The sequence below is a fragment of the Blautia sp. AF19-13LB genome, from assembly GCF_003479105.1.
Lineage (GTDB): Bacteria > Bacillota > Clostridia > Lachnospirales > Lachnospiraceae > Fusicatenibacter > Fusicatenibacter saccharivorans.
This window is the reverse complement of sequence record NZ_QUGO01000001.1, coordinates 117,109-129,020: the sequence shown is the minus strand read 5'-3', so window position 1 is coordinate 129,020 and position 11,912 is coordinate 117,109. Positions and strand designations below refer to the sequence as shown.

The 11,912-nt window shown below is 49.4% G+C and carries 10 protein-coding genes; 1 reads left to right on the top strand and 9 read right to left on the bottom strand.

Annotation, left to right across the window (positions count from 1 at the left end):
- The first annotated feature begins 124 nt into the window (after positions 1-124).
- Positions 125-955, top strand: a complete 831-nt coding sequence (locus DWX32_RS00720; RefSeq protein WP_117760398.1) for a helix-turn-helix transcriptional regulator — start codon at positions 125-127, stop codon at positions 953-955.
- A gap of 112 nt (positions 956-1,067) precedes the next feature.
- On the opposite strand, the gene rny is transcribed toward DWX32_RS00720, so the two are convergent.
- The 9 genes from rny to DWX32_RS00675 form a co-directional block, all read right to left on the bottom strand.
- Complete coding sequence (rny, locus tag DWX32_RS00715; RefSeq protein ID WP_022463336.1) at positions 1,068-2,633, bottom strand: ribonuclease Y; 1,566 nt, start codon at positions 2,631-2,633, stop codon at positions 1,068-1,070.
- Between the two features lie 148 nt (positions 2,634-2,781).
- The gene (locus DWX32_RS00710) at positions 2,782-3,408 is read right to left on the bottom strand and encodes a regulatory protein RecX (protein ID WP_117760399.1); all 627 of its coding nucleotides are present in this window, start codon (positions 3,406-3,408) and stop codon (positions 2,782-2,784) included.
- Positions 3,409-4,476: a recombinase RecA gene (recA, locus tag DWX32_RS00705; protein WP_022463338.1), complete on the bottom strand. Its 1,068-nt coding sequence runs from the start codon at positions 4,474-4,476 to the stop codon at positions 3,409-3,411.
- A 273-nt stretch (positions 4,477-4,749) separates the two neighbouring features.
- Positions 4,750-6,192, bottom strand: coding sequence for a glycogen synthase GlgA (gene glgA / locus DWX32_RS00700; protein ID WP_118601205.1), 1,443 nt, complete (start codon positions 6,190-6,192; stop codon positions 4,750-4,752).
- Positions 6,193-6,384: 192 nt separating this feature from the next.
- A complete protein-coding gene (gene spo0A / locus DWX32_RS00695; protein WP_055218233.1) occupies positions 6,385-7,185 on the bottom strand; it encodes a sporulation transcription factor Spo0A in 801 nt (266 codons plus the stop codon).
- Between the two features lie 205 nt (positions 7,186-7,390).
- Positions 7,391-8,611 carry a SpoIVB peptidase gene (spoIVB, locus tag DWX32_RS00690; protein ID WP_158554956.1) on the bottom strand — a complete coding sequence of 407 codons (1,221 nt, stop codon included), beginning with the start codon at positions 8,609-8,611 and terminating at the stop codon, positions 7,391-7,393.
- A 164-nt stretch (positions 8,612-8,775) separates the two neighbouring features.
- Entirely contained in the window at positions 8,776-10,467 is a 1,692-nt protein-coding gene (recN, locus tag DWX32_RS00685; protein ID WP_055218237.1) for a DNA repair protein RecN, read from the bottom strand.
- Positions 10,468-10,531: 64 nt separating this feature from the next.
- Positions 10,532-11,008 (bottom strand): arginine repressor, encoded by a 477-nt coding sequence (gene argR / locus DWX32_RS00680; RefSeq protein ID WP_055218239.1) that lies wholly within the window; start codon positions 11,006-11,008, stop codon positions 10,532-10,534.
- 29 nt (positions 11,009-11,037) lie between these two features.
- The gene (locus tag DWX32_RS00675) at positions 11,038-11,895 is read right to left on the bottom strand and encodes an NAD(+)/NADH kinase (protein ID WP_055218241.1); all 858 of its coding nucleotides are present in this window, start codon (positions 11,893-11,895) and stop codon (positions 11,038-11,040) included.
- Between the last annotated feature and the right edge of the window lie 17 nt (positions 11,896-11,912).

The window sequence follows — 11,912 nt, the reverse complement described above, 5'->3', positions numbered from 1 at the left end:
ACTTCTAGTTCCTTTCTTGTCCTTTCTCTGGTTGATATTGATATTTCGCCCAATTTCTGGTACAATATTCTTATCTTTTTTGATTATAATTGACGTATATTTCTATCACATCCTGGAGGTACTTATGGAATCCTGCTTTTACGAAACAATACACGAAACCGATCTGCTGCACGTCCGTTTTGAGCTGCAGGATGCGCCCGCTTTTGTTTTTCCGGCGCACTGGCACGAATATGTGGAAATTCTCTATCTGATCAGGGGACAGTTTTCCGCGATTGTCCAGGCAACGGAGTATCGGTTAAACGAGGGCGATCTGATTATCATCAACTCCGGCGACCTCCATATGACGCGCTCCAACACCTGTACATATCTTCTGCTGCAGATTTCCGCAAGCCAGATGCGCCAATATCTGCCGGACTTTGATACGATGCGTTTCGACACGATCATTCCCTACTCGGAACAGCCGGCTCCGCTCCGCGCACTGCTCTCGGAGATGAACGAGATCCGGCAGAATCCTTCCGATTCATACCAGCTTCTCTTTACCTCACGACTGTACGAATTTCTGTACCATCTCTGCCGGTCGTATTCCCACCAGATCCCTTCGGCATCCCTCACGGGTTCACAGCGCGATCTGCAGCGCGTGACACACGTTATGAACTGGGTGAAAGTGCATTACCCGGAACCGTTAAGCCTCGAAACAGCCGCGGATTCCCTGGCGCTCTCGAAAGAGTATTTCTGCCGGCTCTTTAAAAAGTATACCGGACAGACCTTTCTCGAATATCTGAACGATGTGCGCACGATGCACCTGTACGAAGATTTACAGAATTCCGACGAAACGATCACGGTACTGATGGAGAAAAACGGGCTGTCGAATTACAAAATTTTTATGCGGACCTTCAAAAAGCTGTATGGCTCTACACCTCAGAAAATGCGCTCGAACCGGATACGGCACGTATAAATTCTTTTGAAACTTACTGTTCTTATACACACTGAAAAGGCTGTGGAACATGATTGCTCATGTCCACAGCCTCTTTTTGATTTCGTTATTAAATTGTTTCGTAGAAAGTCTTTTATTTCGCGTAATCCGTTACACGGCTCTCGCGGATAACATTGACCTTGATCTGTCCCGGGTATTCCAGTTCAGCTTCGATCTGTTTCGAGATATCCCTTGCGAGCAGTACCATTTCAGAATCGGATACCTGCTCAGGAACAACCATGATGCGGACTTCTCTACCAGCCTGAATAGCAAAAGATTTTTCGACACCCTTGAACGAATTCGTGATGTCTTCCAACTGTTTTAATCTGTTGGTATATGTTTCGAGTGTTTCTCTTCTTGCACCCGGTCTTGCTGCGGAAATTGCATCCGCTGCCTGAACGATACATGCAATCAGAGACTGGGGCTCTACATCCCCGTGATGTGATTCTACTGTGTTGATCACAATCTGAGATTCTTTGTACTTTTTGCAGAGATCTGCACCGATCTGAATGTGAGATCCTTCTACCTCATGGTCGATGGATTTACCGATATCATGAAGCAGTCCGGCACGTTTTGCCATGCGGACATCGCATCCTACCTCTCCTGCGAGGAGACCGGAAAGCTGTGCTACCTCGATCGAATGCTTTAATGCATTCTGTCCGTAGCTGGAACGGAATTTCATTCTTCCAAGGAGACGGATCAGCTCCGGATGAAGTCCGTGTACACCGACTTCCAGTGCGGCTGCCTCGCCTTCCTCGCGAATATTCTGTTCTACTTCTTTGCGGGCCTTTTCTACCATCTCTTCGATGCGGGCCGGATGGATTCTTCCGTCTACGATCAGTTTTTCCAGAGCAATTCTTGCCACCTCACGGCGAATCGGATCGAATGAGGAAAGAACGACTGCTTCCGGTGTATCGTCGATGATCAGGTCAACGCCTGTCATGGTTTCGAGTGTACGGATGTTTCGTCCTTCACGGCCGATGATGCGGCCTTTCATTTCATCGCTCGGAAGCTGTACCACGGAGATGGTACTCTCAGATACGTGATCGACAGCACATTTCTGAATAGCTGTTACCACATACTCTTTTGCCTTACGGCCTGCTTCCTCTTTTGCTCTGCTCTCCAGCTCTTTGTAGAGCTTTGCTGTGTCGATTTTTACTTCGTCTTCCACAGATTTTAACAGATACTCTTTTGCTTCCTCGGAGGTAAAACCGGAAATTCTTTCCAGTTCCTGTACTCCTTTTTCGTGTAGACCGTCTACTTCCTTTTCTTTCTTTCTGACGCTTGCCTCTTTTGCTGCAATTTCGTTTTCACGACGCTCCAATACGTCCGCTTTTTTATCTACAGATTCTTCTTTCGATAAAACGCGCTTCTCATATTTCTGCAGTTCCGCTCTGCGCTCTCGGGTCTCTTTTTCTACTTCATTCTTCGTACGAAGAGACTCCTCCTTCGCCTCCAGCAGGGCTTCCCGTTTCTTAGTTTCGGCAGTTTTCAGTGCTTCATCTATGATGTTTCTCGCCTTTTCTTCCGCTGTGCCAATTTTCTCAGCATCCTGCTTGATTTTATTGTCCACAGCAATTTTCCTGGTAACAGGAACCGCAATAAGCAGCGTGACTACTACAGCAATGAATACCAGCAGAATTGTAATACCTGTACCCATTACCGGAGCACCTCCTTATTTAGTTTTCATTGCACATTTACAACACTACAATTTTATACTGTTTTCACAAATTTGTCAATGTTTTAAAAATATTCATGTAATTTATTGCACATAATTTCGCGGCATGTGGCGGAATCGCCGGGAATATTCAGGATTCTTCGTCAGCGGAATCTTGGTATTCTTCCAGTGCCCGACGGATTTCGGAACTGCCGAATCCCTTCCGCGTCAGAAAACCGGCGGCACGGCGGTACTCTTTTTCATCCAGCCGGTGCGGCGTGCCGAGCTTTGCGAAGGCGGCACTTTTTGCAAGTTCATACTCATCGCGGGCATCCTCCTGCTCTTCCAGGACGGATTCCACCAGTTCCCGGTCCACGCCTTTCTGTGCCAGCGCATAGAGGACTGCCTTTTTCCCTTTTTTCGCACCGCTGCCCGCAAGATACTGCTCCACGTATGCGCGGTCGTCGATATAGTGAAAGCTCTCCACGTACGAGACAGCCTCTTCAATGGCTCTCTCGGGATAGCCGTCTTTTCGTAACTTATCTTCCAGCTCTTTTTTCGTCCGCATCTGTCTGAGCAGCAGATACATCGCGCGGTGTTTGGCCCTTTTAGTCAGCACTTCCCCTGCCAGCTTTTCGTAAACCTCATCGGGAAGCTCCTCCTGCTCTTTGATGCGGGAAGCGCGGATTTCCCCGTTATAAAGAACCAGATCCTCTCCGTCATCGAAGAGGATCCGTGATTTCTTTTTATTCAGAGGACGAATCTCTGTCACAAACATTTATTCGTCGTCTCCTTCGGTTTCCGGAACTGCTGCTGTTTCTTCTGTGCCTTCCGGCGCTTCTTCCTTGATCAGGCCGTAAGCCACGCGCACTTTGTGCTCGATCTCATCCATGATTTCCGGATGCTCGCGCAGGTATGCTTTCGCATTTTCGCGTCCCTGGCCGATCTTGTCGCCGCCGTATGCGAACCATGCGCCGCTCTTCTGTACGATGCCGACGGAAGCTGCCAGATCCAGAACGTCTCCTTCTTTGGAGATTCCTTTTCCGAACATGATATCAAATTCTGCCTCGCGGAACGGCGGAGCTACTTTGTTTTTCACGACTTTGATTCTGGTACGGTTTCCGACCATCTCTCCGCCCTGCTTTAAGGCTTCAATTCTTCTGACATCGAGACGGATGGAAGAATAGAATTTCAGTGCACGACCGCCGGTTGTGGTCTCCGGATTTCCGAACATGACACCGACTTTTTCACGCAGCTGGTTGATAAAGATAACAATACAATTGGATTTGCTGATCGCTGCAGTCAGTTTCCGGAGTGCCTGAGACATCAGACGCGCCTGCAGTCCGACGTGGGAATCTCCCATGTCGCCGTCGATCTCGGCTTTTGGAACGAGGGCTGCAACAGAGTCCACGATGATGATGTCTACCGCACCGGAACGGACCATCGTCTCGGTGATCTCAAGTGCCTGCTCGCCGTTGTCCGGCTGTGAGATATAAAGGTTTTCAATATCAACACCGATGTTTTTGGCATAGGCCGGATCGAGCGCATGCTCTGCATCGATGAAGCCGGCGATTCCGCCGCGTTTCTGTACTTCGGCTACCATGTGGAGCGCTACGGTTGTTTTACCGGAAGACTCCGGTCCATATACCTCAATAATTCTTCCCTTCGGCACACCGCCAAGACCGAGTGCGATATCCAGGCTTAAAGAGCCGGTCGGGATGGTTTCCACGTTCATGTTTGCTGCGGAATCTCCGAGCTTCATGACAGCTCCTTTTCCGTACTGTTTTTCAATCTGTCCAAGTGCGGCATCGAGTGCACGCAGTTTATCTTCGTTATTATTTCCCATACTGAATATTCTCCTTACCACGCGAACGTCCGTTCGCTTCTGTATACATACTATTACAAATCTGCTTTGTTGTCAACTGTTTTTCTTGTGTCTTTTTTCAGCTCCCAAATCCTCTGCACCGGAGCTGCTTCGAATATATCCTTATGCACAAGTGTAGCATATTCCACTCTCCTGCTGCAACCCAAAAATACTGCAAAAAAATCCCGAAACGGCTTTTCTTTCCTCTTCTGCCATTTCGGGATTTTTTTCTTATTTTTCAGAATGCAGACCAGCTTATCCGATCAGCCAGTTGTACATTTCCTCGTACTGTTTTGCGGAATTCGCCCAGGAGAAATCCTGTACCATTGCGCGGTCGATCATCTTGTTCCACTCGCGTTTTTTGTCGTAATAGATGCGCTCTGCGTACCGCACGGTACCCATCATCTCATGCGCATTGTAGTTTGTGAAGCTGAATCCAGTTCCTGTTCCCTCGTACTCATTGTACGGCTCTACGGTGTCTTTGAGGCCGCCGGTCTCGCGGACGATCGGAAGGGTTCCGTAGCGGAGGCTCATGAGCTGGGAGAGTCCGCATGGCTCAAACAGGGACGGCATCAAGAAGGCATCGCAGGATGCATAGATCTTGTGTGACATTGCATCGGAATAGTAGATGTTTGCCGAAACCTTCTTGTCGTATTTCCATGCGAAGTGGCGGAACATGTTCTCGTAGCGCTCCTCGCCGGTTCCAAGGATCACAAACTGTACGGCATCCTGGCACATCTCATCCATCATATAGCTGATGAGGTCGAAGCCCTTCTGATCGGTCAGCCGGGATACGATACCGATCATCATCGTCTTCGGATTGACCTCGAGTCCTAACTCCTCCTGCAGTGCCAGTTTATTTTTCACTTTCTCTTTACGGAAGTTCTTTACATTGAAATTCTTTGCAATCTGAGCGTCTGTCTCCGGGTTCCACTCATTGTAGTCGAGTCCGTTTACAATACCGCGCAGATCGTTTGCTCTTGCACACATCAGACCGTCGAGTCCTTCGCCATAGAACGGGGTCTGAATCTCCTGCGCGTATGTATTGCTGACGGTGGTGATCGCATCTGCGTAAACCAGACCGCCCTTCAAGTAGCTGGCATCGTGTTTGAACTCCAGCTTATCCGGTGTGAAGTAGTAGTCGGAAAGGCCGGTAATGCTCTGAATCGTCTTGCGGTCCCAGATGCCCTGGAATTTCAGGTTGTGGATCGTCATGACGGTTTTGATTCCCCGATAGAATTCATCTGCCTGGAAACGCTCGTGCAGGTAAACCGGAACGAGACCGGTCTGCCAGTCGTGGCAGTGGATGAGATCCGGGCGGAAGCCGATGGTCGGTAAAATGGAAAGCGCTGCTTTACTGAAGTAAGCAAATTTTTCCAGATCCCACGGCATGCCCGCATATGGAGTGCTTCCTCCGAAATGCTCCTCGTTGTCGATAAAGTAGAATTTGATGCCTTCATATTCCATCTCGAAAATGCCGACATACTGCTGTCTCCAGTTCAGATCCATGTAGAAGTTTGTCACATACTGCATCTGATTTCTAAACTGTTCTTTGATTCCTGCGTATTTTGGAATCACCACGCGCACATCAAAATACTCTTTCGGGAAGTATTTCGGCAGAGAACCTACTACATCCGCCAGACCGCCTGTTTTGATGAACGGTACACACTCTGAAGCCACGAACAAAATATTTTTCATGAAAAGAATCCTCCTGTAATTTCATGCTGATTATCGCATCTTTGTTTTTCTGTAATTCCTTCCTTTTTGTCACGATCCTATGAAACGCGAAAGGATAATCAACGTCCTGTCTGTATTATACCGTACTTTGTCCAGAAAAAAAAGTCTAAACTTCTGTAATTTCTCCGTTTGTTCGGATTTTTTTGTTACTTTTTACTGATTTTTCAGTTCAAGACGTATTTTATCTGCAATTAATGCAATAAATTCAGAATTTGTCGGTTTACCCTTGCGGTTGTTCACGGTATAGCCGAACAGCTCGTCGATTGTGTCCATTTTGCCGCGGCTCCAGGCCACTTCAATCGCATGGCGGATGGCACGCTCGACACGACTTGACGTTGTCTGGTGGCGTTTCGCGATGGTCGGATAGAGAATCTTGGTAATGGAATTGAGCATTTCCGTGTCCTCTACGGAAAGCAGAATCGCATCGCGCAGGTACTGGTATCCTTTGATATGGGCAGGAACGCCGATCTCGTGGATCATATTTGTCACATCGATTTCCAGACTGTTTTCCGGCGGACAGATCGGCTCTTTTCCGGGGTTTGTAAAATTTCTTGGATGGTATCTTCTTACTGCTGTCATTCCTTTTGTTGCTTTGATCCGGTTCAGAAGAGTTTCGTTGTCGAACGGTTTTAAGACGTAATAGTAAGCGCCGAGCCGGAACGCATCTTCGGTGATCCTCTCCTCTCCTACGGCGGAGACAACGATAAAGGCAGGTCTTTTTTTCAGATTTTTATCCTCATTGACTTTCTCCATTACAGTCAGACCATCCATCTTCGGCATGAAAATGTCAAGCAGTACGACGTCCGGTTCTTTGTCGCGGATGATACTGTAGATATCATTTCCGTTTCCGGTCTGCCCGATCAGTTCAAGCGTGTCATCCTGTTTTATGACGTTCCCAAGCATTTCCTGCATGCGTTCGTTATCATCCGCGATGGCAATGTTGATCTTTTCCATAAAGCTCTCCTTTGCAAAAACTCATAGTCTTTCCGGAATTTCACTGCATCCGTTTTCTTCTGAACTTTTTCCAATCACACAGACATTATAATTTTATTTTTTCGCATTTTCAATATATTTCCCGTAATTTTTTGAAAATTCGATCGACATTTTCCGTAAAAATTCGGAAGTTTGTAACAATTTCAACCAAATTAACGCATATTTTTCAGTTCCGTGCAAGCATATTTTCCGCAAAGACACCGTAGCCTTTTTCTGGATGGTTTACGAAAACATGGGTAATGGCGCCGATCAGCCTTCCGTTCTGGAGCACCGGCGAGCCGGAATTTCCCTGTACGATGCCGCCGGTTTTCTGTAGCAGCCGTTGATCGGTAATTTCGAGCACAAAATTTTTGTTCGTATTCTCGCTTCCAAGATCGATTTCTGTAATCTCCGCCTCATACTCTTCTACTGTATTGTCCACGCACATCCGCACGGTGGCCGGGCCCGTCTCGATCTCCTGCCGATAGGCAATTTCCGTCACGGTAAGCGGCAGTGCACTGCTTTTTTCCCTGTCCAGAACGCCGTGGATACCGTAGATGGTATTCTCCGCCACTGATCCGATACGGTTCTTTTCTTCGTAATGGATCACACCCTGCAGTTCACCCGGTACACCCGCTTTTCCCGGGATCACAGACAGAATCTGTGTCAGATACAGTTCTCCGCCGTTCAATTGGAGCATTTTTCCGGTATCGACATCACTGATTCCATGGCCGAGCGCTGCAAAGGTTCCATCCGGTTCCACGAAAGTCAGTGTTCCGATTCCCTGCATATTGTCGCGGACCCAGGCCCCGAGGCGGCAGGTGCCGTCCTGGCTTTTCTGCGGTGTCACCTGCACCTCGATCGTTTCCCCGTCCCGAAGCAGGGAAAGACACACCGGGGAACCGTTTGATACTTTTACTGCATCAATCAGCTCCTGCTTGCTGCGGATGCTCTGTCCGTTTACTTTTGTGATATAGTCGCCTTCCCGCAGAATATTTTCTGACGGACGGCTGACGGTTCCGTCGGACGAACGGATTTCGGCTGTACGGATCACCATCACACCGTCGGTCTCCATATAGATACCGACCGGCGCGCCGCAGACGGCAACTTTCGGCCGTTCTTCCTGGATCACACGGATCTTTTTCAGCGGGATCCCGGCGGCGGAACATTCTACAACCGTTTCACCCGTTTCTCCGAATTCGTTTTTTTCTGCTTCCTTCGTATCTTCCGAAATTGTCAGAAGCGGATGTTTCGTGAGCGGCTGAAACGGGCTTTCGCTGTTCTCATCCACATACATCGTATCCGGCAGGGATTCGCGCATGGCATCGTAGCCAAGAAGAACAGCGAGGATCAGAAACAGCGCCGCCAGCGCAAGCAGGACTCTTCGGTATTTTTGTTTTCTCGTCATTTGCATTCCCATCCTTTCCGCCGCAGGGCAGAACTGCGGCATTTCTTTGTTTTCGCGGCGGTCGTCAAGTTCTCGTGCAGGCACGGACTTTGACTCGCCGCCCGCGAAAAAGAGGGAAACCACGCTTTGTTTTGTGATTTCCCTCTTAGTATGCGGACTTCTCTTTATTTGAGTCTTGCAGATTTTTGTACCTGTGCCAATTCCTTCATCTCGCTGGCATTTGCCAGAACAGAATCCGTAATTTTCGCGCCGCCAAGCATTCTTGCCAGTTCTCTGACAGAATCTTCCTCGGATAATGGATGGATCGATGTGACGGTCTCGTTTTCTTCGACGTTTTTTTCGATTTCAAAATGAGAATCTGCCATCGCTGCGATCTGCGGCAGATGGGTGATGCAGATGACCTGATGGCGCTGCCCGATCTGTGCCATTTTTTCGGAAACCTTCTGCGCCGTCCTTCCGCTGATTCCGGTGTCGATTTCATCGAAAATCAGGGTTTCTGTCTCGTCGCGGTCGGCAAGAATCGTCTTGATTGCAAGCATGATTCGCGACAATTCACCGCCGGAAACAACTTTCGCCAGCGGACGGATCGCTTCGCCCGGGTTTGTGGAGATTAAGAACTCCACAGCATCGGTTCCGTTTTCGGTGTAGCTTTTTGTCTTTTCAAATGAAATTTCAAATGCGACATGCAGGAAATTCAGGTCGCGCAGACCTTCGATAATCTGTGTTTCGAGCCGTTTTGCATAGTTTCTGCGGATTTTGGACAGATTATGTGCGGCCGCATCCAGTTTCTGCTCCGTTTTCTGTAACTGCTCCTGCAGTGCGGCACGGCAGCTCTCAAAATTTTCCAGTTTTTCCAGTTTTTTCTGCTGTTCTTCGCGGTATGCGGTGATCTCTTCCATCGTCTTTCCATACTTTGCTTTCAGGCGGTTGATCTCATCGAGCCGCTTTTCCGTCTCGTAATACTCTTCTTCAGAAAAGGTCAGTTCGGAAAGATATGCGGAAATTTCGCGGTTGAAATCATTCAGCAGTCCGTCAATATCGGAAAGGGTCTGCGACGGACCGGAAAGTGCATCGTCGTACACCGCGGCCTGCTGCAGCTCCCGGATTGCGCGGCCGACCTGCTCCCCGGCGCTGTTCTCTGCACCGTAGCCGGTGATCGCATATACCGTCTGCAGAGATTCCGCGATCTTTTTCGCATGGCCCATTTTCCGGTACGCAGTTTCCAACGCTTCGTCCTCGCCCTCTTTTAGCTCTGCCTGATCAATCTCGTTGATTTCAAACGTAAGAAATGCTGCCTCCCGCTTTCTTGCCTCCTCGTCGAGTTCGTACGCCGAGAGCTCCTTTCGGACATTCTTCCACTCCTGGTACAGCGCCCGGACCTCTCCTTTTGCCGTGGCCGCCTCGGTTCCCGCAAACGCGTCAAGAATCGCGATCTGCCGGTCCGGATAGAGCAGCGACTGGTGCTCATGCTGGCCGTGGATGTCGAGCAGCAGGGACGCAAGAGCTTTTACCTGCGAGATATTGCATGCCTCGCCATTGATGCGGCAGACGCTGCGGGATCCGGTGATCTTTCTGGAAATAATCACCTGTCCCTCCTCCGCCTCGAGATCCATCTCTTTTAACAGCTCCAGCACATGCGGATTTTCGGTTTCAAAGACCAGTTCCACCAGCGCGCTTGTCTCTCCCGTCCGGATCATCTCGCGGGATATCTTCTTTCCAAGCGCCGCGTTGATCGAACCGATCAGGATGGATTTTCCGGCTCCGGTTTCTCCGGTCAGTATATTCAGGCCCGGACCGAACTCCACTTCCGCTTCGTCGATCAGGGCCAGATTTTTTACGTGTAAGTTTGTGAGCATTCTTTTCCTCCGGTGTCACACCTGCTGTCATCTTTTTGTCTCTTTTTGCAGAGACGTGCGTTCTTTAGAACTCTTCGCCCGTCTCCTCCATGCCGTCCACCATTTTTTTCAGTCGTTCTGCTGCCACAAGCGCCGCATCATCGTCTCTTGCCACGCAGAGAATCGTATCGTCTCCGCCGATGCAGCCGACAATTTCATTCCAGTTCATCTCATCGAAAGCCGCTGCCGCCGCCATCGCCATTCCAGACACGGTTTTGATGACCAGAATATTTTTGGCAAGATCAACAGAAATAAACGCGTCTTTTAACACGCGCGCATAGCGGCTCCCAACCTCGGACGGTGCGTTCTGCAGAACCGCATAGCGGCTTCCGCCGTTCTCTTTTGGTACTTTTGTGAGCTTCAGCTGGCGGATATCCCTCGAAATCGTCGCCTGCGTTACGGCAAAGCCGCTCTCCTCCAGCTTCTTTGCCAGCTCCTCCTGTGTTTCAATATCATATTGGTTAATTAATTTGATAATCTGTGCATGTCTCGCGATTTTCATTTCAAGCATCCTTCCCCAGTAACTATATCTTAAATGTTTGCCATTTTCTTTCTTAATGTCTCCAGAAAACTGATGTTGCTGATTTTCACAATCAGAGTATCCCGTCTGGCCTTTTTGATCACGATCCGGTCGCCGGTTTTCATCGGAACGCGGGTGTCGCCGTCAAAATATGCCATGCCCTGTTCAATGCCGCCGTCTCTCGAAGGCCCGAGCTCCACCTCGATCACATCCTCTGCCGGAAAGACAATGCTTCTCGTATTCAGGGTGTGCGGGGCAAGCGGTGTCATCAGCATCAGGCTGGCTGACGGTGAGATGATCGGGCCGCCCGCGGAGAGGCTGTAGCCGGTCGAACCGGTCGGCGTTGCGATGATGATGCCATCGGCGCTGTAGGAATTTAAAAACTCCCCGTTGACGTAATTGTCGAACCGGACGACACGCAGGTTTCCCTCACGGGTGATCGTAATGTCGTTGAGTGCCGCGTCCTCCGCAATCAGCTTTCCGTCTCGGTAAATCGATCCGCAGAGCATCATGCGGTGCTCAATCGTATACTCATCCGCCATCAAATGATCCAGCGCCAGATAAAGCGTGTCACGGTCGATTTCCGCAAGATAGCCGAGCGTTCCCAGATTGATGCCGAGCAGTGGAATCTGTAAATCCACCACGTCGCCTGCTGCCTGCAGAAGCGTGCCGTCACCACCGAGCACCAGAATGCCGTCGATATCTGACGGAACCTTCGCCGGATCCGTATAATGGTATTTTTCCCCTTTTTCGCTGTTATCGCAGAGAAGACACGTTTTTCCGCGCTCCTCCAGATATTGCCTGATCTGGTCTGTCACGGTAAGGTCCGGGTCTTTTGCTCTGTTTGTGATCAGGTAAAATCGCTCCATATCATGCTCCTTAACCC

Bases quoted from the DNA above. Each gene is read 5' to 3' on its own strand.
- DWX32_RS00720 (WP_117760398.1), top strand. From the start codon at position 125: ATGGAATCCTGCTTTTACGAAACAATACACGAAACCGATCTGCTGCAC.
- rny (WP_022463336.1), bottom strand. From the start codon at position 2,633: ATGGGTACAGGTATTACAATTCTGCTGGTATTCATTGCTGTAGTAGTC.
- DWX32_RS00710 (WP_117760399.1), bottom strand. From the start codon at position 3,408: ATGTTTGTGACAGAGATTCGTCCTCTGAATAAAAAGAAATCACGGATC.
- recA (WP_022463338.1), bottom strand. From the start codon at position 4,476: ATGGGAAATAATAACGAAGATAAACTGCGTGCACTCGATGCCGCACTT.
- glgA (WP_118601205.1), bottom strand. From the start codon at position 6,192: ATGAAAAATATTTTGTTCGTGGCTTCAGAGTGTGTACCGTTCATCAAA.
- spo0A (WP_055218233.1), bottom strand. From the start codon at position 7,185: ATGGAAAAGATCAACATTGCCATCGCGGATGATAACGAACGCATGCAG.
- spoIVB (WP_158554956.1), bottom strand. From the start codon at position 8,611: ATGACGAGAAAACAAAAATACCGAAGAGTCCTGCTTGCGCTGGCGGCG.
- recN (WP_055218237.1), bottom strand. From the start codon at position 10,467: ATGCTCACAAACTTACACGTAAAAAATCTGGCCCTGATCGACGAAGCG.
- argR (WP_055218239.1), bottom strand. From the start codon at position 11,008: ATGAAAATCGCGAGACATGCACAGATTATCAAATTAATTAACCAATAT.
- DWX32_RS00675 (WP_055218241.1), bottom strand. From the start codon at position 11,895: ATGGAGCGATTTTACCTGATCACAAACAGAGCAAAAGACCCGGACCTT.